The organism is Streptomyces atratus, from assembly GCF_900119365.1.
Taxonomy (GTDB): Bacteria; Actinomycetota; Actinomycetes; order Streptomycetales; family Streptomycetaceae; genus Streptomyces; species Streptomyces atratus_B.
Window position 1 is genome coordinate 1 of sequence record NZ_FPJO01000038.1, and the last position, 23427, is coordinate 23427.

22 protein-coding genes, 2 tRNA genes and 2 pseudogenes are annotated in these 23427 nt (G+C 72.0%); 17 read left to right on the forward strand and 9 right to left on the reverse strand.

The window, feature by feature from the left end; genetic code table 11:
• A partial coding sequence (locus BT364_RS34900) for a helix-turn-helix domain-containing protein (protein WP_177328361.1) occupies positions 1-203 on the reverse strand: 203 nt, incomplete at its 3' end.
• Between the two features lie 152 nt (positions 204-355).
• On the opposite strand from BT364_RS34900, the gene BT364_RS34905 reads away from it, so the two are divergent.
• Both BT364_RS34905 and BT364_RS34910 read left to right on the forward strand, forming a co-directional pair.
• On the forward strand, positions 356-997 hold the full coding sequence (locus tag BT364_RS34905) for a GNAT family N-acetyltransferase (RefSeq protein WP_177328362.1): 642 nt from the start codon (positions 356-358) through the stop codon (positions 995-997).
• Positions 994-1353 carry a hypothetical protein gene (locus BT364_RS34910; protein ID WP_072489216.1) on the forward strand — a complete coding sequence of 120 codons (360 nt, stop codon included), beginning with the start codon at positions 994-996 and terminating at the stop codon, positions 1351-1353. The genes BT364_RS34905 and BT364_RS34910 overlap by 4 nt, the downstream gene beginning before the upstream one ends.
• 86 nt (positions 1354-1439) lie before the next feature.
• On the opposite strand, the gene BT364_RS34915 is transcribed toward BT364_RS34910, so the two are convergent.
• A complete protein-coding gene (locus BT364_RS34915; RefSeq protein ID WP_072489254.1) occupies positions 1440-3068 on the reverse strand; it encodes a beta-N-acetylhexosaminidase in 1629 nt (542 codons plus the stop codon).
• A 135-nt stretch (positions 3069-3203) separates the two neighbouring features.
• Here BT364_RS34915 and BT364_RS34920 point away from each other — a divergent pair, with 135 nt between their 5' ends.
• From BT364_RS34920 to glmS, 3 genes are all read left to right on the forward strand, one after another.
• A complete protein-coding gene (locus tag BT364_RS34920) occupies positions 3204-4094 on the forward strand; it encodes a DUF4429 domain-containing protein (protein ID WP_072489217.1) in 891 nt (296 codons plus the stop codon).
• Positions 4095-4181: 87 nt separating this feature from the next.
• Positions 4182-4457 (forward strand): hypothetical protein, encoded by a 276-nt coding sequence (locus BT364_RS34925; RefSeq protein WP_072489218.1) that lies wholly within the window; start codon positions 4182-4184, stop codon positions 4455-4457.
• A gap of 43 nt (positions 4458-4500) precedes the next feature.
• Positions 4501-6330 carry a glutamine--fructose-6-phosphate transaminase (isomerizing) gene (glmS, locus tag BT364_RS34930; RefSeq protein WP_072489219.1) on the forward strand — a complete coding sequence of 610 codons (1830 nt, stop codon included), beginning with the start codon at positions 4501-4503 and terminating at the stop codon, positions 6328-6330.
• A 193-nt stretch (positions 6331-6523) separates the two neighbouring features.
• Here glmS and BT364_RS34935 read toward each other — a convergent pair whose 3' ends face one another.
• Positions 6524-7045 carry a universal stress protein gene (locus tag BT364_RS34935; protein ID WP_072489220.1) on the reverse strand — a complete coding sequence of 174 codons (522 nt, stop codon included), beginning with the start codon at positions 7043-7045 and terminating at the stop codon, positions 6524-6526.
• A gap of 964 nt (positions 7046-8009) precedes the next feature.
• On the opposite strand from BT364_RS34935, the gene BT364_RS34940 reads away from it, so the two are divergent.
• The 3 genes from BT364_RS34940 to BT364_RS34950 all read left to right on the forward strand — a co-directional run bounded on the left by BT364_RS34940 (position 8010) and on the right by BT364_RS34950 (position 10056).
• Positions 8010-9245, forward strand: coding sequence for a helix-turn-helix domain-containing protein (locus tag BT364_RS34940; protein ID WP_072489221.1), 1236 nt, complete (start codon positions 8010-8012; stop codon positions 9243-9245).
• A 9-nt stretch (positions 9246-9254) separates the two neighbouring features.
• Positions 9255-9857, forward strand: coding sequence for an oligoribonuclease (orn, locus tag BT364_RS34945; protein WP_072489222.1), 603 nt, complete (start codon positions 9255-9257; stop codon positions 9855-9857).
• Between the two features lie 126 nt (positions 9858-9983).
• Positions 9984-10056, forward strand: a tRNA-His gene (locus BT364_RS34950).
• A 57-nt stretch (positions 10057-10113) separates the two neighbouring features.
• Here the strand turns inward: BT364_RS34950 and BT364_RS34955 are convergent.
• Positions 10114-10453, reverse strand: a pseudogene (locus tag BT364_RS34955) (LacI family transcriptional regulator); the annotation flags it as partial.
• A gap of 69 nt (positions 10454-10522) precedes the next feature.
• On the opposite strand from BT364_RS34955, the gene BT364_RS34960 reads away from it, so the two are divergent.
• The gene (locus BT364_RS34960) at positions 10523-11116 is read left to right on the forward strand and encodes a hypothetical protein (protein WP_072489223.1); all 594 of its coding nucleotides are present in this window, start codon (positions 10523-10525) and stop codon (positions 11114-11116) included.
• A gap of 45 nt (positions 11117-11161) precedes the next feature.
• Here the strand turns inward: BT364_RS34960 and BT364_RS44640 are convergent.
• The 3 genes and pseudogenes from BT364_RS44640 to BT364_RS34970 all read right to left on the reverse strand — a co-directional run.
• Positions 11162-11350 (reverse strand): annotated as a pseudogene (locus tag BT364_RS44640) (transposase); the annotation flags it as partial.
• A 110-nt stretch (positions 11351-11460) separates the two neighbouring features.
• Positions 11461-12432 (reverse strand): spermidine synthase, encoded by a 972-nt coding sequence (locus tag BT364_RS34965; RefSeq protein ID WP_177328363.1) that lies wholly within the window; start codon positions 12430-12432, stop codon positions 11461-11463.
• Positions 12433-12542: 110 nt separating this feature from the next.
• Positions 12543-12989 (reverse strand): hypothetical protein, encoded by a 447-nt coding sequence (locus tag BT364_RS34970; RefSeq protein WP_177328364.1) that lies wholly within the window; start codon positions 12987-12989, stop codon positions 12543-12545.
• A gap of 253 nt (positions 12990-13242) precedes the next feature.
• On the opposite strand from BT364_RS34970, the gene BT364_RS34975 reads away from it, so the two are divergent.
• Positions 13243-14610, forward strand: coding sequence for an NsdA family TPR-like regulatory protein (locus tag BT364_RS34975; protein ID WP_072489225.1), 1368 nt, complete (start codon positions 13243-13245; stop codon positions 14608-14610).
• Between the two features lie 3 nt (positions 14611-14613).
• Here BT364_RS34975 and BT364_RS34980 read toward each other — a convergent pair whose 3' ends face one another.
• Complete coding sequence (locus BT364_RS34980) at positions 14614-15210, reverse strand: histidine phosphatase family protein (RefSeq protein ID WP_072489226.1); 597 nt, start codon at positions 15208-15210, stop codon at positions 14614-14616.
• A gap of 244 nt (positions 15211-15454) precedes the next feature.
• Here BT364_RS34980 and BT364_RS34985 point away from each other — a divergent pair, with 244 nt between their 5' ends.
• From BT364_RS34985 to BT364_RS35015, 7 genes are all read left to right on the forward strand, one after another.
• A complete protein-coding gene (locus BT364_RS34985; RefSeq protein ID WP_072489256.1) occupies positions 15455-16435 on the forward strand; it encodes a phosphatase PAP2 family protein in 981 nt (326 codons plus the stop codon).
• Complete coding sequence (locus BT364_RS34990) at positions 16320-17507, forward strand: hypothetical protein (RefSeq protein WP_072489227.1); 1188 nt, start codon at positions 16320-16322, stop codon at positions 17505-17507. Before BT364_RS34985 ends, BT364_RS34990 begins: the two co-directional genes overlap by 116 nt.
• The gene (locus BT364_RS34995; RefSeq protein ID WP_072489228.1) at positions 17498-19105 is read left to right on the forward strand and encodes a hypothetical protein; all 1608 of its coding nucleotides are present in this window, start codon (positions 17498-17500) and stop codon (positions 19103-19105) included. Before BT364_RS34990 ends, BT364_RS34995 begins: the two co-directional genes overlap by 10 nt.
• Positions 19102-20436 carry an AAA domain-containing protein gene (locus tag BT364_RS35000; RefSeq protein ID WP_072489229.1) on the forward strand — a complete coding sequence of 445 codons (1335 nt, stop codon included), beginning with the start codon at positions 19102-19104 and terminating at the stop codon, positions 20434-20436. The genes BT364_RS34995 and BT364_RS35000 overlap by 4 nt, the downstream gene beginning before the upstream one ends.
• 82 nt (positions 20437-20518) lie before the next feature.
• Positions 20519-20860 carry a hypothetical protein gene (locus BT364_RS35005; RefSeq protein ID WP_072489230.1) on the forward strand — a complete coding sequence of 114 codons (342 nt, stop codon included), beginning with the start codon at positions 20519-20521 and terminating at the stop codon, positions 20858-20860.
• A gap of 131 nt (positions 20861-20991) precedes the next feature.
• Positions 20992-21705: a hypothetical protein gene (locus BT364_RS35010; protein ID WP_072489231.1), complete on the forward strand. Its 714-nt coding sequence runs from the start codon at positions 20992-20994 to the stop codon at positions 21703-21705.
• A tRNA-Lys gene (locus tag BT364_RS35015) sits at positions 21696-21769 on the forward strand. The genes BT364_RS35010 and BT364_RS35015 overlap by 10 nt, the downstream gene beginning before the upstream one ends.
• Positions 21770-21832: 63 nt before the next feature.
• Here the strand turns inward: BT364_RS35015 and BT364_RS35020 are convergent.
• Complete coding sequence (locus BT364_RS35020) at positions 21833-23047, reverse strand: M6 family metalloprotease domain-containing protein (RefSeq protein ID WP_072489232.1); 1215 nt, start codon at positions 23045-23047, stop codon at positions 21833-21835.
• Positions 23048-23427: the final 380 nt, after the last annotated feature.

Consider the following 23427-nt stretch of genomic DNA (forward strand, 5'->3'; position numbering starts at 1 on the left):
TCGGTCTTCTTCCACGCCGTCAGCATCGCCGACGTAGCGTTGTAGTTGACCCGCTCCTGCCGCACCCATGCCTCCGTGCGGGCGGCGAGCGCCAGATTGTAGACCTTCCGCACGCAACCGAACGTGCGCGACAGCTCGGCTGCCTGCGCATCAGTCGGATAGAAGCGGTACTTGAACGCCCGCTTCACACGGCTCGTGGTCACGCTCACAAACTAGTGATGCCGCGAGTTAAGATCAAACCTGCGGGTCACAGCACGGCCTTTCGCCCTGGGGGCGAAACTCCGCTCCTTGCCCTGCTCCGCAGGAGTCCGTTTCCTCTCCGCCCTGGAGGGCGGAGTATCCACGGAGGAATCCGATGAAGCCACAGCACTGGCCCCTGTACGGGCTCCGCCTCCGCACGCCCCGCCTGGAACTACGCCTCCCCGACCTGGAGTTGCTGGACGACCTCGCATCGGTCGCCGCCGACGGGGTGCACGCGCCGGGCGAGATGCCGTTCACGGTCCCCTGGACCGCCGTACCGCCCGAGGAGCGCGGCAGGGCGGTGTTCCGGCATGTGCTGTCCACCGTCGCCGACTGGTCGGTCCGGGACTGGGCGTTGAGCCTCGCCGTGCTGTACGAGGGCAGGGTGGTCGGGCGGCAGGACCTGACGGCGAAGGACTTCGCCGTGACCGGCCAGGTCAGCACCGGGTCGTGGCTGGGCCTGGCCCACCAGGGCCGGGGCATCGGCACCGAGATGCGGGCCGCCGTCCTGCATCTCGCCTTCGCCGGCCTCGGGGCCCGGACCGCGGTGTCGGCCGCGATGACCGACAACCCGCGCTCGCTGGGCGTCTCGCACCGGCTCGGCTATCTGCCGAACGGCCTCACGGTCGCCGCCGTGCGGGGAGCGCCGGTCACCCTGCAACAGCTGCAGATGGACCGGGCGCGCTGGGAGGAGTGCCGGAGCGTCGAGGTCACGGTCGAGGGACTCGACGGCTGCCGGGCGGAGTTCGGGGCATGACGCTGCTGGTGCACACCTTCGTGTACGACGAGCCGGGGAAGCCGCGGCTGCTCGACGACCCCGAGGACGGCAGCGACATGGCCGGCTTCGAGAGCAGCCGGACCAAGCTCTGGGGCTCGGAGCACGCCCGTGCGCTCGGGGCCCGGTTCCTTCCCGGGCTGGCCGCCGACGACCTCTACGTACAGCCGGAGGACATCGAGGAGTTCCTCGCCGAGTGCGAGCTGCTGCGCGGGCACACGGCGGAGCTCGGCGTGCACAGCGGCTATCGGGAGGACTACGTGGCGGCCCGGCTCGCCGACATCACCCGGGCCGCGCTGCGGGCCCGGTCGGTGGGCGGCGGAGTCCTGGTCTGGTGAGCGGCGACGGCCGGGGCGGGGGGAGCGCGGGCACCGGGGCCGTCCGGCGACCGGAGGCGCGCGGTCGCCGGACGGCCCCGGTCAGCTCACTCGGCGGCCCAGGGGACCTGCGGCGCCCGGTAGTAGTTGACGCCGAGCGCCGAGAGCCTCGGCCCCTGCGCGCCCAGCCGCACCTTGTACGCGTTCCAGTCGTGCGTGGCCGCGGGCGACCAGCCGAGCTCCGCGACCCCGGGGAGCCGGGGGAACGCCATCTGCTCGATCTCGTCGCTGTCGGTCAGGGTCTCCGACCAGAGCGGCGCCTCGACACCGAGGACCGACTCCTCCGGGACACCGGCCAGGTACGTCGCCGGGTTCCAGTCGTAGGAGCGCTGGACCGGGACGTAGCCGGCCCAGGCCAGGCCCAGCTCGGTGTCCTTGTCGTACTTCATGTCGAGGTAGCTGCGGTCGGCCGGGGACAGCACCAGCTTCGTGCCGTTCGCGGCGGCGTCCGCGACCTGCTTGCGCTCGGCGGCGCCCGTCCGGTCGTACCCCCAGTACTGGGCGACCGCGCCCTTCACCGGCGTGCCCCCGGTCAGCTGGTGCCAGCCCACCACGGTCTTGCCGTACTTGCCGACGATGGCCTGCGCCTTGTCCATGAAGGCCACATAGTCCTCGTGGCTGGTGGAGTGCGCCTCGTCGCCGCCGATGTGGAGGTACTTGCCGGGGGTGAGCGCGGCGAGCTCACGGACCACGTCGTCCACGAAGTCGTACGTGACGGCCTTCGGGACGCAGAGCGAGCTGAAGCCGACACCGGTGCCGGTGTACAGCGGCGGCGCGACCCCGTCGCAGTTCAGCTCCGCGTACGAGGCGAGTGCCGCGTTGGTGTGGCCGGGCAGGTCGATCTCCGGCACGACCTCCAGATAGCGGGAGGCCGCGTACCGGACGATCTCCTTGTAGTCGCCCTTCGTGTAGTAGCCGCCGGGGCCGCCGCCGACCTCCGTCTGCCCGCCGTACGTGGCGAGCCGCGGCCAGGAGTCGATGGCGATCCGCCAGCCCTGGTCGTCGGAGAGATGCAGATGGAGCTTGTTCATCTTGTAGAGGGCGAGCTGGTCGATGTAACGCTTGACCTCGGCGACGGAGAAGAAGTGCCGGGAGACGTCGAGCATCGCGCTGCGGTACGCGTAGCGCGGCGCGTCCGTGACCGTGCCGCCCGCGACCGTCCACGGACCCTTCTGGGGGCTCCTCTTCTCCACGTCGGCCGGGAGCAGTTGACGGAGCGTCTGGACGCCGTGGAAGAGCCCCGCGGGGCCGCGTGCCGTGATGGTGACGGAGCCCCGGCCGGACTTCAGGCTGTAGCCCTCGGCGCCCAGTTCGCCGTTGCGGGGGTCTAGACGCAGCCGGATGCCGTTGCCCGCGTCGCCGGTGACGGGCAGCGGGTATCCGGTGGACGGGCGCAGCACGCCCGCCAGGTAGTCGCCGACCTTCCGGGCCTCGCCGGAGCCGTCGACGCGGATCCTGGTGTCCGCGGTGATGGTGTACGGGGAGCCGCCGGGCTTCGCCTCGGCGGGGGCGGGCACGATCTGGCCGAGCGGGCGGGGCGGGGCGGCGGCCGGGCCGCTGTTCGCCGCCGCTCCCCCCGGTGCCGCGCCGACACCGGAGATCCCGGCCGCCGTGACGAGCAGCAGCGAGCCGAGGAGGCGGGGCAGTGCGGTGCGCTGTGTCCTGTGCAGTCTCACGAGCCGGATCCCTTTCGACGGGTTCACACCTGTGGGTCTCCTGAGCAACCGAACCATCACCATGCGTATCGTGCGCCCCACGGATGGTCAAGGTGTAGACCACTCCCCCGTTCCGCGGCTGAGAGAATCTGCCACATGGCGGAAATAATCCAGCGCGACGGGACCTGGACCTTCGACGGCGAAGCGGTGCGGATCGTGCCGGGCCGGGGCAAGGGCATCCATCCGCTCCGGCAGGAGCTGGGCGAATGCGTGGTCCCGCTGCGGGCGTTGGCGGGCATCTCCTTCGAACCGGACCGCAAGGGCGGTCGGCTGCGACTGCGGCTGCGCGACGGCGCGTGCCCGGTCCTGCGCGCGGCCGGCGGCCGGCTCAAGGATGCCGCGGACCCGTACCAGCTGGCCGTGGAGAAGGACCGCAACGGGGTGGCGGAGTACTTCGTCGACGAGGTGCGCGGCGCCCTGCTGGTCGAGCAGGTGCCGACCGGCGCGGTGGACGGCTTCCTGCTGCCGGGGCCCGCGGTGCCGGTCGCCGGCGGCGGCGGGGACGGCACGGCCTCGTTCGACGGGGAGACCGTCCGCCTCACCTGGAACTGGAAGGCCAATGAGGCCAAGATCTCGGGCGGTCCGGTCACGTTCCCGGTGTCGGAGGTGACCGATGTGCGGTGGCTGCCCGCCATCGGTCTGGAGAACGGGCACCTGACCTTCGTACGGAGCGAGAGCCCGGCGTCGGCCCCGAAGGCCGAGCACGACCCGTACTCGCTGGATCTGTGGGGGCTGTCCAAGAAGGAGTACACGGCGGTCCTGGTCGCGGCGGCGGTCCTGGTGCGGCTGCCCGAGGCGGCGGGCCCGGCCGCCACGAGCACCGCGCCCGCCGAAATCGCGGCCCCGGCCGCCCCGGCCGCCCCGGACGGCGACGATCACGACGCGCTGCTGCGCCGGCTGCGCGAGCTGGGCGAGCTGCACCGGTCCGGGGTCCTCACCGACGACGAGTTCACCGCCGCCAAGCAGGCCGTCCTCAAGCGCCTGTAGGCGGCCCGAGACCGCAATCACACCCGAGCCTGCCCGATATCGGGCAGAATTGTTGCGTAAGCGCCCCGACCATCGCAATATCAACGAGTGCTCGAACGCCGCCCGTCGCATGACGACCTCATTGATCACCTGGTGCGCAGCACCGCGCTCCAGCGCGGTGAAGCCGCCCGGGTGATCCTCGACGTGCTGGCGTACTTCGACGAGACGACCGACGACTTCGTCCGCCGCCGCCACCGCGAACTGCAGTCCGGCGGCCTGGTCAACGCGGAGATCTTCGAGCGGATCGCGGCCGAGCTGCCGCACCGGGCGGTCGCGCCGCCGGAGCTCTCGCTCCGCCAGCTGCGCCGCATCGTCTACGGCTGAGCAACGGGCACCACAGGTACGTCAATGGAGGGGCAGAGAATACATGTGCGGAATCGTCGGATATATCGGGAAGCGTGATGTGGCTCCGCTGCTGCTGGAAGGGCTGCAGCGGCTGGAGTACCGGGGTTACGACTCCGCGGGCATCGTCATCACCGGCAAGGCGTCGGCCGGCAAGCCCGCCACCCTGCGGATGGTGAAGGCGAAGGGCCGGGTCCGCGAGCTGGAGGCCCGCGTCCCCAAGCGTTTCACCGGCACCACCGGTATCGCCCACACCCGCTGGGCCACCCACGGCGCCCCGAGCGACGAGAACGCGCACCCGCACCTGGACGCCGAGAACAAGGTCGCCGTCGTCCACAACGGCATCATCGACAACGCCTCCGAGCTCCGTGCGAAGCTCGTCGCCGACGGCTTCGTCTTCCTCTCCGAGACCGACACCGAGGTGCTGGTCCACCTGATCGCCCGCGCCCAGGCGGACACCCTGGAGGAGAAGGTCCGCGAGGCGCTGCGTTCGGTCGAGGGCACGTACGGCATCGCCGTCATGCACGCCGACTTCAACGACCGCATCGTGGTCGCCCGCAACGGCTCCCCGGTGGTGCTCGGCATCGGCGAGAAGGAGATGTTCGTCGCCTCGGACGTCGCCGCGCTGGTCGCCCACACCCGCCAGGTCGTCACCCTGGACGACGGCGAGATGGCCACCCTCAAGGCCGACGACTTCCGTACGTACACCACGGAGGGCTCGTCCACGACGGCCACGCCGACCACCGTGGAGTGGGAGGCCGAGTCGTACGACATGGGCGGCCACGACACGTACATGCACAAGGAGATCTCCGAGCAGGCCGACGCCGTCGACCGGGTGCTGCGCGGCCGGATCGACGACCGTTTCGCCACCGTGCACCTGGGCGGCCTCAACCTGGACGCCCGCGAGGCGCGCGGGGTCCGCCGGATCAAGATCCTGGGCTGCGGCACCTCGTACCACGCGGGCCAGATCGGCGCCCAGCTGATCGAGGAGCTCGCCCGCATCCCCGCGGACGCCGAGCCGGCCTCCGAGTTCCGCTACCGCAACCCGGTCGTCGACCCGGACACGCTGTACGTCGCGGTCTCCCAGTCCGGCGAGACGTACGACGTGCTGGCCGCCGTCCAGGAGCTCAAGCGCAAGGGCGCCCGGGTGCTCGGTGTCGTCAATGTGGTGGGTTCGGCGATCGCCCGGGAGGCGGACGGCGGTACGTACGTCCACGCCGGCCCCGAGGTCTGCGTCGTCTCCACCAAGTGCTTCACCAACACGGTCGTCGCGTTCGCGCTGCTCGCCCTGCACCTGGGCCGGATCCGGGACCTGTCGGTCGCCGACGGCAAGCGGATCATCGAGGGGCTGCGCAGGCTGCCCGCCCAGATCAGCGAGATCCTGGCGAACGAGGACGAGATCAAGAAGATGGCGGCCGAGTACGCGGACGCCAAGTCGATGATGTTCATCGGCCGCGTGCGCGGCTACCCCGTCGCCCGGGAGGCCTCGCTGAAGCTCAAGGAGGTCTCGTACATCCACGCGGAGGCGTACCCGGCCTCCGAGCTGAAGCACGGGCCGCTGGCGCTGATCGAGCCCGCGATGCCGACGGTCGCGATCGTGCCGGACGACGACCTGCTGGAGAAGAACCGCGCCGCGATGGAGGAGATCAAGGCCCGCAGCGGCCGCATCCTCGCCGTCGCCCACCAGGTGCAGGAGAAGGCCGACCACACCATCGTCGTGCCGAAGAACGAGAACGAGCTGGACCCGATCCTGATGGGCATCCCGCTCCAGCTCTTCGCGTACCACACGGCGCTGGCCATGGGCCGTGACATCGACAAGCCGCGCAACCTGGCGAAGTCCGTCACCGTCGAGTAGGCCCGTGCACGGGGCGGCCCCGGCGCACGAAACGCTGAACCGGCGTGCGCGGGGCGGCCCCGAAACCGCCGACGAGTGCATGAATTGCCGGTTTACGCGGGCGAGTTGACGCCATGTCGAACGAGAGCCGACCTACGGGTCGCGGGAGTGGCGGAGGGGGCCGGCGGGGCGCCGGGGCTCACCCGACAGGCTCTCAGGGGATGACGACGACGGGGCGCTGCGCACGCCGCGCGAGGCGCCCCGCCACCGAGCCGAAGATGCGGCCGACGATGCCGTGCGTGGAGCCGACGACGATGGCGTCGGCCGAGTACTCCCGGCCGACCTCCTCCAGCTCGTGACAGATGTCCCCGCCCCGCTCGACGAGCACCCAGGGCACCTCGGAGAGATAGTCCGCGCAGGCGAGCTCCAGGCCGAGCACCTCGGTGCGGTGGTCGGGCACGTCCACGAAGACGGGCGGCTCGCAGCCTGCCCAGACCGTGGTCGGCAGCCGGTTGGCGACATGGACGATGATCAGGCCGGAACCTGATCTTCGGGCCATCCCGATGGCATAGGCGAGGGCGCGTTCGCTGGAGGTCGAGCCGTCGAAGCCGACGACGACCCCGTGACGGAACGCGGGATCGCAGGAGTGACGTGTTTCTTCGACCGCCTGCGGGTCCGACATGGGGTCGGCTACCTGCTTGCGGTCGGCGGGTTCGGGGATTTCGTGACCGGCCATCGGTGTCTCGGCGAAGAGAGTCCTCGTGAGGAGAGCGACTTGGGGAAGGTGCGTCAGCGGGCGGTGTTGCGGTGTCCGGGAATCAACTTCCCAACCCCTTACCCCCAAGGGTACGGCGCCACTCCTCCACTGCCCAGACCCGCGCAAAGCGCGTGCGACGTTTCACGGAGCATGCCCGAGGCGGACCCGTATGGCAATGCCGCTTGTGCCGTACACCGACGCAGCGGGCCCGGACGGCTGCCCTCGGTGACCGGACGGAGCCGGATCCGTCGTCCCTCCGGGCCGCGAGCGCGGCCCCCGCACCCCGAGGCGGCCGCGGAGTGGATCACCGGCCCGTCACCGACCGCCGGGTCGGCATCCGGACCTCTCGGCCCCCCGGAGTCACACCGCGCCCGCTCCGGACCGTCCGCCCCGTTCCCGGCGGCCCCTCACGGCCGGGGGGGGCGACACCGGCCCGTCGGGCGGAATCCGGTCGCTGCCGGTTGCCATCGCGCCGTTCCGTACGATCAGTCGTCCGACCTGCCCAGGGGGCGCAAAGAAGCGGTTGATCACCCGGGTTGTGCGCCGGTTCAATGACCGAATCACGTATGCACAACCATCTATTTTCAGCCAACTTCATACCCGTGCCCATTCCTTGCCGAATTGGCCGATCAACCCCCTTGTCACCAGGCAGGAAGAGACCGCGCGGTACGCTTCCACCCAACGGGGACGGGCCATGAACGCACGGCGCACTTCCCTGCACGCCCTCCGGATGAAACGCTTCGTGATCGAATGCTTCCCGCCAAGTTGCCTTGTCGACATAGCGCCGGTTGGTGAACTTGTCACGCCGGCACCACGGGACGCAGTAGATTCGATCTTGGGTATCGAATGTCTGGGGAACTCGTGCAGGACCGAGGGGAACAGTGCAGGTGCGACAGGCCCGTAAGGACCAGGGAGACGCGAACACCGAGGGGGGCTTAGCGTCATGAGCCAGGACTCCGCCGCCGTTACGGAGGCCGTACGGAAGCTCAGCGGCCGTCGACGACGAGAGGTCGTCGCCGTGCTGCTGTTCAGCGGCGGCCCCATCTTCGAGAGTTCGATCCCGCTCTCCGTGTTCGGAATCGACCGCCAGGACGCGGGAGTTCCGCGCTACCGACTCCTCGTCTGCGGCGGGGAAGAAGGACCGCTGCGGACCACCGGGGGACTCGAACTCACCGCGCCCTACGGGCTGGAGGCGATCAGCAGGGCCGGCACCGTCGTGGTGCCCGCCTGGCGTTCGATCACCTCGCCACCGCCCGCCGAGGCGCTGGAGGCGCTGCGCCGCGCCCACGAGGAGGGCGCACGCATCGTCGGTCTGTGCACCGGCGCGTTCGTGCTCGCCGCCGCCGGCCTGCTGGACGGCCGCCCGGCGACCACGCACTGGATGTACGCACCGACGCTGGCCAAGCGCTACCCGTCGGTCCACGTCGATCCGCGTGAGCTCTTCGTCGACGACGGCGATGTGCTCACCTCCGCCGGGACAGCGGCGGGGATCGATCTCTGTCTGCACATAGTCCGCACGGACCACGGCACGGAGGCCGCCGGGGCACTGGCCCGCCGGCTCGTCGTGCCGCCGCGGCGCAGTGGCGGTCAGGAGCGCTATCTCGACAGGTCTTTACCTGAGGAGATCGGCTCCGACCCGCTCGCCGAGGTCGTGGCCTGGGCACTGGAGCACCTCCACGAGCAGTTCGACGTGGAGACGCTGGCCGCGCGCGCCTACATGAGCAGGCGGACCTTCGACCGCAGGTTCCGTTCGCTCACCGGCAGCGCACCGCTCCAGTGGCTGATCACCCAGCGGGTGCTGCAGGCGCAGCGGCTGCTGGAGACGTCCGAGTACTCGGTCGACGAGGTGGCGGGCCGCTGCGGCTTCCGCTCGCCGGTCGCGCTGCGCGGACACTTCCGGCGTCAGCTGGGCTCCTCCCCCGCCGCGTACCGGGCCGCCTACCGGGCCCGCCGTCCGCAGGGCGGTGGCGCGGAGCCCGTGGCCGCGGTGACCGAGCCCGTCGTGCCCGCCCAGGGCAACGCGGTGATCCGGCGCGCCGCTGCCGCGGCCACCCCACCGGGCCCGCATGTCATCACGTCGCCGACGGCCGGCCCGGTCCAGTCGGAGCAGGGGAAACCCGGCCCCGACCCGTACGCGACCGGACGCCCGACCCTGCCGGGGCAACGGAGTGCCCCGTAGGGTGGGGTCATGAACGATCGCATGGTGTGGATCGACTGCGAGATGACCGGGCTCTCGTTGACGGAAGACGCACTCATCGAGGTGGCCGCGCTGGTCACCGACTCGGAGCTGAACGTGCTCGGCGAAGGGGTGGACATCGTGATCCGCCCGCCGGACACGGCCCTGGAGACCATGCCCGAGGTGGTGCGGCAGATGCACACCTCCTCGGGCCTCCTCGACGAGCTGGCCGGGGGCACCACCCTGGCCGACGCCGAGGCCCAGGTGCTGAACTACGTCCGCGAGCATGTGAAGGAGCCCGGCAAGGCCCCGCTCTGCGGGAACTCCGTCTCCACCGACCGCGGTTTCCTGGCACGGGACATGGCGGCCCTGGAGGGCTACCTCCACTACCGGATCGTCGATGTCTCCTCGATCAAGGAGCTGGCGCGCCGCTGGTACCCGCGGGCGTACTTCAACAGTCCGGCCAAGAACGGCAACCACCGGGCGCTCGCGGACATCCGTGACTCGATCACGGAGCTGCGCTACTACCGCGAGGCGGTCTTCGTGCCGCAGCCCGGTCCGGACTCGGAGCGCGCGAAGGCCATCGCGGCGCACGTCGCGCCGCCCGCGCCGTAGGACCTTGTGAAGCCGCTGGTCATAACCCTTTCGGGGGTCGGGATCAGCGGCTGAACAACTGGGGAGCGAGCACCCTCTCGGACCCTGTACACTTTTTCTCGGCCGGTCAGAAAAAGACCGGGCATGGTGGGTATAGCTCAGATGGTAGAGCACCTGGTTGTGGTCCAGGATGTCGCGGGTTCGAGTCCCGTTACTCACCCTGAAGAGAAGGGCCCCGGTCTTCGGACCGGGGCCCTTCTCGTGTCTGAGCCCTCCTCAGCGGGTCGTCGGCGTGGACCGAGACCAGCAGCACCCCGTCGACGCGGTGCGCGGTCAGGTACTGGGCCGGCCGGCGGCGCTCGCGGTCGTTGCCGACGAGGGTGAGCAGCAGTTGCGTGTCGGTGTCGGCGAGCGCCGCGCCGACACCGCGGACGATGTCGGAGAAGTACGGCTCGGCGAAGAAGCAGGGCTCCGGCTCGGGCACCACCAGGGCGATCGTGTCCGTGCGGGTTCGCGGCGAGCGCGCGGGCCGCGCGGTTGGGTACGTGGCCCAGACCCATAGGGGCACCCCCGCGAGCGGACGGTTCCGCCCTGTCTGTAACGTGCGCCTGAACTATGACCCGGCTGTGGGGGCAGCTCCGCCCGGCACGGCTCAACGGGAACGATTCAAACGGGGAGAACCAAATATGCGCACGTGGACTCGTGCTGTGCCGGCGGCGGTGGGCGCCCTTACGCTGGCTGTGGCGCTGGCCGGCTGCAACGACTCGGATTCGGGGAAGGGCCGGCGCAGCTCCGGCTCCGGCTCCTCGGACGGCAGTACGACCTACCGCCTGGGCGAGGCCAGCCCGCCGCAGGAAAGCACCATGAAGGAGTCGAAGGGCAGCAAGTTCACGGTGACGCCCACCAAGGTGCAGACCGGAACGAAGGCCGACATGGACAACTCCGGCCTGGACAAGGCCAAGGACAAGGACCCCAAGGTCCCCGTGTACGTGTGGTCCACCCTCACCCACAAGAGCGGCAAGTCCATGGAAGTCGGCGACATGGACAGCGGCCTGGTCGTCAAGACGGACAAGGGCGAGCGCACCAGGGCCCTCATCGTCATCATGGGCGATGCCAAGTGGCCGAACTGCCCGGAGCCGGACACCTTGAAGAAGCTGAGCGCGGGGCAGTCCGAGAAGATCTGCACCGCCTTCCTCATCCCCGAAGGCCAGAAGGCCGCCGCAGTCCAACTGAGCCAGGGCTTCTCCAACGAAGTGCTGGAGTGGCCGGTCAAGAACTGACCTGTCCGGGGCCCTGCCGAGCCAGGTGGCCGGCGGGGCCTCGCCGCTTGAAGCGCGGTCACTGACCCGGTTGACGCCGGCGCCGATCTGGCAGCTGCCGCGCTTGGCCAGCGCGACGAAGTACATCCGTGCCACCCCCGGCGAGTCGTAGCCGTCCTCGGGGAAGCCCACGTCATCGATCGCGTACGCCTCGGGCGAGATGTGTGCGGCAGCCCAACGGGCCAACCGTTCGACCTCGTGCTCCAGCTGCTCGACCGGCGCCCGGGTCTGCTCGGCGGCCGGGCCCTCGCACCTGGAACGACCAATCCGCCGCAGGTCGAGATCGTCTGACCGGCCGTCAACGCCTATCCGAAGGCCGAGGGGGGCGGCGCCGGGGACGGCTTGGCGTCCGCGTCGCTCACCGCCGCCGCGCCGCCGGTGAAGTCGGCGAGCGCCCGCCCGTGTTCGACGCGTCCGGGGTGCGGATCGGTCGCGACCCGGCGGGTCAGCTCCGCGACCTTCAGCGGCAGGTCCGAGGCGAGCAGCACGGCGTTGCCGAAGCGGCGGCCGCGCCACACGGTCGGATCGGCGGCGAGGGCCAGCTCGGGAAAGACGGCGGCCGCGGTGGCGATCTGGCCGCGCAGATGGGTCAGCGGCGGCCCGTCCGCGAGGTTGGCGACGTAGCTCCCGCCGGGCTTCAGGACCCGGCGGACCTCGGCGAGGAACTCGGTGCTGGTGAGGTGTGCGGGGGTACGGGCCCCGCTGAAGACATCGGCGATGACGAGATCCGCCCAGCCGTCCTGGATCTTGCCGAGCCCGGCGCGGGCGTCGGTGGCCCTGACCCTGATCCTGGCCTGCGGGTCCAGCGGCAGTTCCCGGCGGACGAGTTGGACGAGCGCCGCGTCCAACTCGACGACCTGCTGGGTGGAGCGGGGCCGGGTCGCCGCGATGTAGCGGGCGAGCGTGAACGCGCCGCCGCCCAGGTGCACCACGTGCAGGGGCTGTCCGGGGGGTGCGACGAGATCGGCGATGTGGCCGATCCTGCGCTGGTACTCGAAGGACAGGAACGTGGGGTCGTCGAGATCCACATGGGACTGCGGGGCGCCGTCCAGCGTCAGCGTCCAGGCGCGCGGCCGCTCCCGGTCGGGGACCAGCTCGGCGAGGGAGCCGTCCACCGGTTCGGCGAGGGGCTCCGCCCTGCGCCCGCCGCGCCCGGCGCCGCGCTCGGCCCTGCCCCCGGTCTTCTCCTCGGCCGCGTTCGCGGCCCTGTTCCCGGCCTTGCGGTCGGACCGCTTACGGGCGCCCGCACCTCCGCTCGACGCTCCTCGACGTGCCACCGCTGCTCGTGCCCGCTCACTGCTCTTCGCTCCGGACCGGTAGGGAACCGGCCGTGCCGGGGAAACCCGCCCACCTGCCCATTATGGGCGCGCGGGCGAGGAAGCGGCGGTCAGCGGCAGTTGTCGGCCGCCTCGATCAGCCGGGCCGCCTCGTCGAGTGCGGCCCGCAGCACCGCCGGGTCGGTGACCGGGGCGTCGTCCTCGGGCGGCAGCAGCCAGCCGCTGCCGGTGACCGGCGGCTCGGCGGGGATGCGAAGCCCGCGGCCGGCGGTCTGCGTACAGGCGCTGCCCGGTACGTCCCAGGCCTCGGCGGTCCCCGGCGGCACGAGGAAGCCGAGGGTGTCGCAGGCGCCGTCGTGCAGGACCGGGCCGATGTCCTGCTCGGCGTCCCGGCGCAGGATGTCCACGGCCTCCAGGCCCTGGCGGGCCGGGACGGTCACCAGGTCGCAGGGTTCGCCGCCGTGGCCGTCCGTGGCAGTGGTGGGCGCCGGGGCAACCGTCGCGGCCGGGGTCGTCGCAGTCGTACGCGAGTCGGTCTCCGTGCCGAGATGCAACAAGGGACCTCTCCTCTCATCGCCGGGCGGAGCCGGATTCCGTCTCCTCATGGACCAACGCCCCGACAGCGTCAAGGGCTACGGTGCCACGCCGCCGCAAAGGGTGGCAGTTCATGGCAGATCGTGGGCGAGATGCCCGCTTTATTGGCAAACGCCGCGTGTGTACCTCGTCACAACCGGTACGTTCTTGCTCCGCCGGGACACCGGAAGCAGGAAGCCCGGCTGCAGAAGAGCTGCAGAAGAGAGGTCCCCGCCCATGGTGTCGACAGGGGCAGTGCCCAACCTCGCCTTCCGGCGGCTGCGCGGACAGCGCTCCGCCGGGGAGTTCGCTGCCGCGGTACGCAGATCGGCCCGTGAGATCGGCGAGCAGGTCGCGTGCGACGCCCGGTACATCGGACGCGTGGAGTCCGGGGAGATCCGCTGCCCCAACTACGCGTACGAACGGGTTTTCCTGCACATGTTCCCCGGAACGACCCTGGCGGACCTGGGCTTCTCGCCGCGCGAAACCGTACGCGGCCGGGGAGCGCGGGTCACCGCCGAAACCCCACCGCCCCCTACGCTCCACAGCGACCCCGACGAGGAGAGCGACGTGCTGCGTCGCGTATTCATGACGAGCGGCACCGCCACGATGGCGGCCGCGACCCTGGGCCTGGGCCTCGGCTCCGCATCCGCCGCCGCTGCCGCCACCGCCCCGCCCGACCCGCGCCGGGTCGGCGAGAGCGAGGTGAGCGCCGTCGAGAAGGCGGTGCGGCAGATCCGGCTGCTCGACGACCGGCACGGCGGCGACGGCCTGTACCGCAAGGCGTTCCAGCCGCTGCGGGCGGCGTACGCGCTGCTCGACTCCGGGACGGCCACCAAGCGCTCCACCGCCGACAGACTGCATGCCGGAGCGGGCGAACTGGCCATCTCGGCGGGCTGGCTGGCCCATGACTCGGGCCGGTTCGAGGACGCCCGCTCGCACTACGCGGAGGCGCTCGCCACCGCACGGGTGGCCGGTGATCCGGCGCTGGAGGCGCATGCGTTCTGCAATGCGTCGTTCCTGGCCCGGGACACCGGGCGGCCCCGCGAGTCGGTGCGGGCGGCGGAGGCCGCGCAGCGGGCGGCGCAGCCGCTGGGCTCGCCCCGGCTGCTGGCGCTGCTCGCGCTGCGGGAGGCGGGCGGCCGGGCGGGGCTCGGGGACCGTACGGGCTGCGAGTGGGCGCTCGGCCGGGCGCACACCGCGTTCGGGCGCGGTCCGTGCGACGCCGATCCGGAGTGGATGACCTTCTTCCGGGAGGCGGAGCTGGAGATGCTGGAGGCGCAGTGCTGGTCGGCGCTGGGCGACTGGCCGCGGGCGGCCCGGCACGCGCTGCGGGCCACCCGGCTCCAGGACCCGCACTTCACCCGGAACCACGCGCTGTACCGGGCCGAGCTGACCTGGGACCTGGCCCACGCGGACCGGGCCGCGGAGGCGGCGGCGGCCGGCCATCAGGTGCTCGACCTGCTGGACCGCGTCCAGTCGACCCGCATCCGGGCGATGCTGGCGCAGGCGGTGGGGGTGCTGAAGCCGCAGCGGTGCGTGGCGGAGGTACGGGAGTTCCTGGAGCGGTACGCGGAGGCGGCTGAGGCCGCCGCCTCCGCGTAGGTCCTAACGGTCCAGGTGGCCCGTGTCGTTCCAGCGTTCGATCGCGGGGGCCCCGTACGCCCAGCCCAGCACCGAGAGCGAGGTCGGGTCGAGCCGGATCCGCGCCGCGAACGACACGTCCTCGCCGAGCCACCGCGCCCCCAGCGCCCGCAGGATGTGCCCGTGGGCGAAGACCAGCACATCGCGGTCGGCCGAGCGGGCCCACTCCACGATCTCGTCGGCGCGGGCGGACAGCTCGGCCAGGGTCTCGCCCTCCGGCACCCCGTCGCGCCAGATGAACCAGTCCGGCCGGATCGCCTTGATCTCGGCCGGGGTCATCCCCTCGTACGCCCCGTAGTCCCACTCCATGAGCGCGTCCCACGGCTCGGCCCGGTCCGCGAATCCGGCGATCTCGCAGGTCTCCCTGGCCCGCAGCAACGGGCTGGTGCGCACTTCCAGGCCCGGCAGCTCCGCCCACGGCCCGCGCCGCAGCCGCTCGCCGAGGAGCTTCGCGCCCGCCCGGCCGGTGTCGAGCAGCGGGATGTCCGTCCTGCCGGTGTGATTGCCCTTGACGGACCATTCCGTCTGGCCGTGCCGGGCGAGCAGGATACGCGGTGCCATGACGGCTCTCCCTGAACTGAGATCTGAGGCCGGCGATCGAGACGACATGGATCATCCGGTTTTCCCATCATCGCGCACGTGATCGCGAGGCAACCTCCCGGGCCGAACCGGCGTCCCACTCTGCGCGGAGAAATCTGCGCGCACCGGGCGCCCCGGAAGGACCCCGGGGGAATCGCGACCGAGCCGCACCGTACGGTTGAACGCCCGCCTTCGGTCGCATGAACACATGATGGAGAAATTCCGGATGCAGCATGCCAGCACCGCGCCCGTGCCGCCCCCGCGGCCCCGTTGGTGGGCCGAGCTCCCGCTGCTGGCTCTGGTGTACGGGGCCTACTCGGCGGGCCGGCTGGTGGTGCGCGGCGACGTGTCCACCGCCGTCGACCACGGACTGAGCATCCTGCGCCTGGAGAAGGCGCTCCACATCAACTTCGAACATCCGCTCAACCGGCTGTTCACCGCGCACCCCTCGATAGGCATACCCTCCGACTTCGCGTACGCGTCCCTGCACTACCTCGTCACCCCGGCCGTCCTGGTCTGGCTCTTCCGCCGCCGCCAGGAGGTGTACCGCCGGGCCCGCACCTGGCTGATGACCTCCACGCTGCTCGGCCTGATCGGCTTCACGCTGATGCCGACCTGCCCGCCCCGGCTGCTGGAGGCCCGACACGGCTTCGTCGACACGATGGCGCAGTACAGCTCGTACGGCTGGTGGGGCACGGAGGCCAGCGCCCCGCGCGGCATGGGCGGAATGACCAACCAGTACGCGGCGATGCCGAGCCTGCACGTCGGCTGGGCGCTCTGGTGCGGAATCCTGCTCTGGCGCCACAGCAAGAACCCGTACATGCGGGCCGCGGGCATCGCCTACCCCGTGATCACCACGTTCGTGGTGATGGGCACGGCCAACCACTACTTCCTCGACGCGGTCGCGGGCGCCGCCGTGATGGGCGTCGGAGCCCTGCTGGCCCGGCCCGTGATGCGGCTGGCGGACCGGGTCGGAGCCCGCTTCCCGCGGGTCGCCCCGGTCGCGGAGTCCCCGATTGTCAGTGCCGGATGCAAGACTTCCGCGGGTGAGCGAATCCCTGGCCAGCGGACCACCTCCGCAGACTCCACCGATGCCGCGGCATCGGCCGACGCAGACGCCTCGGCCGGTCGGCCACCCCGGGCCGACACCGCCGCCCCCGCGGGAGCGGGAGCCGCGGGGGACGACACTCCGGCAGCGGCTCGCTGAGCTGCGGGGACCGGCCGTCCCGCCCCGCCCGCTGGACGCCCGCGCGCTGGCCGCCCTCGCCGCCAACCCCGGCTGCCGGCGCCGCGCCCTGCTCGACGGCGCCGGGGTGGACAAGGCCGCGCTGGCCGCGGCGCTCGGTTCCCCGGCCCCCTTCGGCCAGTCGCAGTTCGCCTTCGTCCGGGGCAACGCCTTCGAGGCCAAGGTCAAGGCCGACGGGGGCACGGAGCTGATGCGGCTGCTGTACGAGCGCCTCGGCGGCGATGACGGGGCGCCGCGCGAGATCTCGGTGCCCGATCTGACGGCGGCGGGCCCCGAGGGCCGCGCCGCGCGTACGGCGCTGGCGCTGCGGGAGGCGACCGAGGCGGGCGGCTGGGCGCTGCTGGACCACCCGATGCTGGCCCTGGAGGTGGCGGGCTCCCCCGCCTATCTGGAGCCGGATGCGGTGGCGGTGCACCCCGACGGCACGTGGACGGTCGTCGAGATCAAGTCCTTCCCCATGGTCGACGGCTCGGCCGACGCGGCGAAGGTCGGCGCGGCGGCCCGGCAGTCCGCCGTCTACGTGCTGGCGCTGGAGCGGATCGCGGAGCTGACCGAGGGCGCCGAGGTGGGCCACCGGGTGCTGCTGGTCTGCCCGAAGGACTTCTCCAACCTGCCCACCGCCTCGGTCGTCGACGTACGCAAGCAGCGCGCGGTCACCCGCCGCCAGCTGACCAGGCTGACCCGGATCGAGGACATCGCGGCGGCCCTGCCCGAGGGCACCACCTTCGACCCTGAGTGCCCCCGGCAACAGCTGGACGCCGCGGTCGAATCGGTCGGCGCGGCCTACGCCCCGGAGTGCCTGGCCGCCTGCGAGCTGGCCTTCCACTGCCGGGCGAAGGCGCGCGAGGCCGGTGCGGTGGAGGCGCTGGGGCGGAGTGTGCGCGGTGAGCTCGGCGGGCTGACCACGGTGGGCGAGGTGCTGGCGGCCGCCGCGGGCAAGGAGGGCGACCCGGCGGATCCGACGGTCGCGGCGCTGCGGCGCGCGGCGGCCCTGCGCGCCGAGGCGCTGACGGGCGGTCCGGCATGTCGCTGATCAGCACCCTGGCCCGGCTGGAAGCCGTGGAGAGCGGCCGGGCCCGGCCGACGGCCACGGTCCTGCACCGCCATCTCACCGACCGGCCCCTCGTGCTGGTTCCGCTGACCACGGCCGGTGAGGCGGGCGCCCCGCTGGGCGCGCTCGTCGGGACCGACCGGGAGGCGCCCCGGCTGCTGACGGTCTCGCAGCCGCGCGACCGGGATCTGCGGTTCGCGTTCCTCGCCGAGCTGGCCGAGGCGGTGCTGCCGCACATCGAGGCGTACGAGGACGTCGTCGAGCCGGCCGAGCGCAACGAGACCGATCCGCAGACCGGGAAGAAGGTCAAGGTCGAGGTCGAGCTGTGCGCGGACGCGCCGCAGCTGATCGTGCCGAGCCGGGCGGGCATCGAGTTCGTCCGGCTGCTGGGCCGCTCGATGCGGTTCCGCCGCACGGCCGAGGAGGACCCCGACACCCCGTACCCCGCGCCCGCCCGGGTCCCGCTGCTGGGCCGCTGGCTGACGCACTACGGGGAGCGGGCCAGGGTGCCCGGCTCCTCGCTGCTGCTCGCCGCGACCGATCTGCTGAACCGGCACTGGGCGACCGGGCAGAGCAGTCTGGAGGACCAGCACCTGGGCGCGCTGCTGGCCTGGATCGACGCCCCGGCGGGCGAGTCGGGCACCTCGGCTGCGCTCCGCGCGGAGCTGGAGCGGGACGGCGAGGGGCAGCTGCTGTGCCCGCCGGCCGGCCCGGCCACGGACCCGGCGTTCGACAACCGGCTGCTGGCGCCCGCCATCGAGAAGTACGACCGGGCGCGGACCTCGCTCGCGGCCGCCGAGGACGGTCTTGCGGCCGATGCCCGGCTCGGCGAACTGACGGCGGCCGAGCGTGAGATCAGGGCCCTGCTGGCCGGGGTGACGCGGCCGACGTGGGACGCGGTGTGGCGCGGGCTCGATCTGCTGAGGGAGCTCCCCGAGGGGGCCAGGGCCGAGGACCGCTGGACCAGGGACCGCTGGTCGTTCACCGGTCACCGGGACCGGGTGCGCTCGGGCGAGCCGCCGCAGCCGCGCCGGGACGACGCGGTGACGGCGGCGCAGAAGCTGGCCTCGCGGGAGACGGCTCAGGCCCAGCTGGAGGCCCAGGAGGCGCTGGACGATCCGCTGGTGCTGGCCGGGCGGCGGCTGGCCGGTGAGGCGTTCGTCGCCGAGGTGACGGAGGTGGTGATGGCGTACAGCGAGTCCAAGCGCCCCTCGCCGCGCCCGCTGGTCACGGTCCGCACGGACGAGCACCCCCATCTCGGCGAGCGCACCAAGGTGTACCGCTCGCTGGAGGGCAGGCCGCAGGCCGCCGAGTTCGTGGGGTACGCCGAGCCGGAGGAGGGAGGCGCGCCCCCGCTGGTGCTGCGGATCCTCGACCGGATGGGCCGGAGCAAGGAGCCGGCCCCGGGTTCGGTGCCCGAGCCGGGTGACCGGATCGCCTGGACGCTCTTCGAGCACGATCAGCGCGGCGGCCCGAAGCTGCCGGACCCGGAGCAGACGCCCTGGACGCACGGCGGCCCGCCGGGTGCGGCCGGGCAGGCCGAGAGCCCCGACCCCGTGACCTCGGAGGACCTTCTGTGACGGCCGTATTCGACCCGGGCGCCCAGGCCGCGCGGGCGACCGACGCGATCCTCGCCGACACCCTGGGCGGTACGGAGCGCGGGATCGTGGTGGACTCCCCGCCGGGCGCCGGCAAGTCGACGCTCGTGGTGCGCGCCGCGCTCGAACTCGCGGCGGCCGGGCGTCCGCTGATGGTGGTCGCGCAGACCAACGCCCAGGTCGACGACCTGGTGGTGCGGCTGGCCGAGAAGGATCCGGGGCTGCCGGTCGGCCGGCTGCACAGCAATGACACCGACCCGTACGACAAGGTGCTGGACGGGCTGGCCAACGTACGGAAGTCGGCCAAGGCGTCCGATCTCGCGGGGCTCGACGTCGTCATCTCGACGGCCGCGAAGTGGGCGCATGTGAAGAACGTCGAGCCATGGGGCCACGCGATCGTCGACGAGGCGTACCAGATGCGTTCGGACGCGCTGCTGGCCGTCGCGGGACTCTTCGAGCGGGCGCTGTTCGTCGGCGATCCGGGCCAGTTGGACCCGTTCTCGATCGTCGGCGCGGACCAGTGGGCGGGGCTCTCGTACGACCCGTCGGCGAGCGCCGTCTCCACGCTGCTCGCGCACAACCCCCGGCTGCCGCAGCACCGGCTGCCGGTGTCGTGGCGGCTGCCCGCCTCCGCCGCGCCGCTGGTCTCGGACGCGTTCTACCCGTACACCCCGTTCCGCAGCGGTACGGACCACGGCGACCGGCGGCTGTCGTTCGGTGTGGCGTCCGACGGCTCGGCCCCGGACCGGGTGCTGGACGAGGCCGCGGAGTCCGGCTGGGGCCTGCTGGAGCTCCCGGCCCGGCACACCCCGCGCACCGACCCGGAGGCGGTGCGTGCGGTGGCCCTGGTCGTGCGCCGGCTGCTGGACCGGGGCGGCGCGGCGACCAGCGAGCGCTCGCCGGACCCGGTGCCGGTGACGGCGGACCGGGTCGCGGTCGGCACCGCCCATCGCGACCAGGCCGCGGCGGTGCGGGCGGCGCTCGCGGAGCTGGGTGTGACGGGCGTCGCGGTGGACACGGCGAACCGGCTCCAGGGCCGCGAGTTCGATGTGACGGTGGTCCTGCACCCGCTCTCCGGCCGCCCCGACGCCACGGCCTTCCACCTGGAGACGGGCCGGCTCTGCGTGCTGACCTCGCGCCACCGGCACGCCTGCATCGTGGTGTGCCGGGCGGGCGTCGCCGAGCTGCTGGACGAGCACCCGTCGACGGAGCCGGTGCAGCTGGGCGTCACGGTGAAGTTCCCGGACGGCTGGGAGGCGAACCATTCGGTGCTGGCACATCTGGCGGAGCACCGGGTGCGGTGGGCGGGGTGACGGCGGCCGTGCGCCGGGCCCTCTTGCGGGACGTTGGACAATGGAGGGTGGTCATCGGGCCGACCCAAGGAGGCAACACCACATGGCACAACCCGAGCGGAACGAGCAGCAGCGGCTGCGCCCCGCGCCCCTGCTCTTCGAGCCGTCGGCTGCGGTCGCCGATCCCGAGCACTTCTTCGACCTGGAGTCGATGGACGATCCGAGGGAGCTGCTGTCCCGCGCCACCGAGCTGACCCTGGCGTTCCGTGCGGCGACCGACCGCGCGGTCGAGTTCCAGGCGATCGCGGCCGCCCAGCTCGCCGATCCGCGCCGGTTCGACCGGCTCACGACCGCGGACATCGCGCGGCGCGCGCAGTGGACCGAGGACTACGCCAAGAAGATGGTCGAGTTCGGCCGGAGTCTGCTGGGCGGTGCCACGCCCTGAGGGGCCGATCCTGACCCCGGGCAGAACCACTGGCATATGCCCGAGCGCAAGATACTCCTCTGCACCCCGGCCTGTCCCGGTTTCCGACAACTCTCGGAATCCACTTGATCACTCCCGGTAGATATGTCGGCATGACCGCATGGCTGCCAGACAACTCGACCCTGCACCACGGCGACACCCACCAGGGCGCCGGCCTCTTCGCCGTTCTGCGGAACCAGGCCGCGAACCAGACCTCTCAGGTCACGGCGGCCGGTGCCGCCTGGCTCGCCGGCGCCGCCGCGTATCCGCGCAGCGCACTGGCCCAGTGGGAGGCCCATCCCTCCTCGCCGGGGGTCCTGCCGTGCGGTTCGGCCTTCGACGTGGTGAACGTGCCCACCCTCTTCGGGCGCCGGATGCTGGAACACCTGTGGTCCGACGGTCCCGGCTCCGGTCCGGTGGCCACGCACCGCGGGCGGATGCTGCTGTTCGCCTCGCCCGGCACCGCCCAGCGGCTTCCCTCGCTGCTCGACTGGGAGGAGTGGGGCGGCGGGCCCGAGCCGCGGGCCGCCATGGGCCCGCACGGGCGGGGCGACGGCGAGGAAGCCGACGGCAAGGTCCCGCCGCTGCTCTGCCACGGCACCGGGGACGCGGTGACCGTCCCGCCCCTGACCTGCACCTCCACCACTCCCGGCCCCCGCTGGCTGGTCGCCCCCGACACCCGCAGCCCCTGGCTGCCGGGCCCCGACGTGCTGCTCTGGGCCTGTGTGCGGGTGACCAGGGCGGCGCCCTCGCCGATGACCCGGAATTCGATTTTTCCTCCCGCCGATCCGGATGCTAATGTCTACGACGTCAGCAGGCGCCGCTAGCTCAGTTGGTTAGAGCAGCTGACTCTTAATCAGCGGGTCCGGGGTTCGAGTCCCTGGCGGCGCACAGACGGAAGAAGCCCCTCGCGCGAGCGAGGGGCTTCTTCGTGTTCGCCGGATGCCGGACGCCTTATGTTCCGGTGGTGATCCGGACCGTCCAGGCGCCCGACGGCGTCCGGTCGGCGACCTCTACCTTCGTGTGCGCGCCGGGAATGCTGTATGTCTCGCCGACCTTCAGCGGGGCGTCGGCGAGCGGCGCGTAGACCGAGCGGTCCCAGCAGGCGTCGGTGCGGGGGTGGGTGTCGAGGACCTCGACCGGGCCGCCGCCGGACGGGGTTCCGTTGCGTACCCGGTAGATCAGGACGCCTTCGGTGCAGGTCATGCTGTCGTTGCCGGTGGCGCTGCGGGCCTCGATGGCCACGGCGCTGTCCTCGCCGGTCCTGATCACCGCGAGCCGGGTGCCGAGGGAGGCCCCGGGCTCGGGCACGGCGGCCATCGGCTCCAGGGTGATGTCCCGGCTCTTCTGGACGCAGACCACCTGCCGGCTGTCCAGCCAGCCCAGCTTCCACTTGTGCCAGCCGAAGAGGTCCGGCGCGAGTCCGAACTGGCTTCCCATCACGTCCCAGTCGCCGACGTAGGTGTCCCAGTCGCCCTTGCCGTCGGACGGCCGGTGGTAGAGGTCCGGCAGGTCGAAGACGTGCCCGGTCTCGTGGGCCAGCACATTGTGGTCCGGTGGATGTTGTTCGAAGACGGTGACGACGCGGCGGATGTCCGTGCCGTCGGCATGCAGCGGCCGGTCGAAGTTGACGACCTTGGTGGCGTCGGAGTCGACGCCCGGTGCGTCCGGGTCGGCGACCAGATAGACGATGTCGTACCGGGAGAAGTCGACCTTCGGGTCGGCCGCGGCGACGGCGTCGCGCAGATAGCTGCTGCGCCGGTCGTTGTCCCAGTCGCGGCGTATCCCGTACTGGTCGGACGTCCTGGGCATCCGGATCCACTGCCGCATCGGGTGCGGGCGCAGGGTGAACTTCCCGTACGAGGCGCGCTGGAAGAACCGGGTGGTGGCGGGGAAGTGGTCGGCGGCGAGCTGTCCGGGAGTCATGGCGGGGCTGTGGTCCGGGAAGGAGAGGAAGACCAGGACCGCGTCGAGAGGGTGGTCGGGGCGGGGGTAGGCGCCGTTCCAGTCGCTCACGCCGAGGGAGTGGTGCGCCTCGGTCCGGGGCAGGGCGCAGGGACCGGCCTCGCCGGTGGCGGCCACGGCGGGCCCGGCGACGAGGGAGGTGGCAGCGAGCGCCAGAAGAGAGGTCACGGCGGCACCCACGGCGCGCAGGCTCGGCCTCTCCACTCCCCCGGCTCTGTGCTGACGCGGCGGCACGTCTACCTCCGGGTGCGAGATGCGGTCACCCACCACCCTGTGATGATTCGGGGCTTTCGTCCTGTTGGGCTGCCCCAGTCGAGTCAGCGATCGATCAAGCCCCTGCCCTTCACAGAAAGTCACAATCGATCACCGAGGCACTGCAGGAGGACGCAATCACTCAGAAGTGATCTGTTACGTGCAAATCGGAGCTACGCATGAATGGCCCATGTGGGGCGAACGCGGGGCGTGGAAGGGTCGGGCGCTGGAACGGCCGACGTACCAACCTCTATGCTTCACCAGGCTTTCCCGCGTGGTTGCCGCCTTCGACCCAGGCGCTCCGCGCGGCGGGCCAGTCCGGCCACACCTGT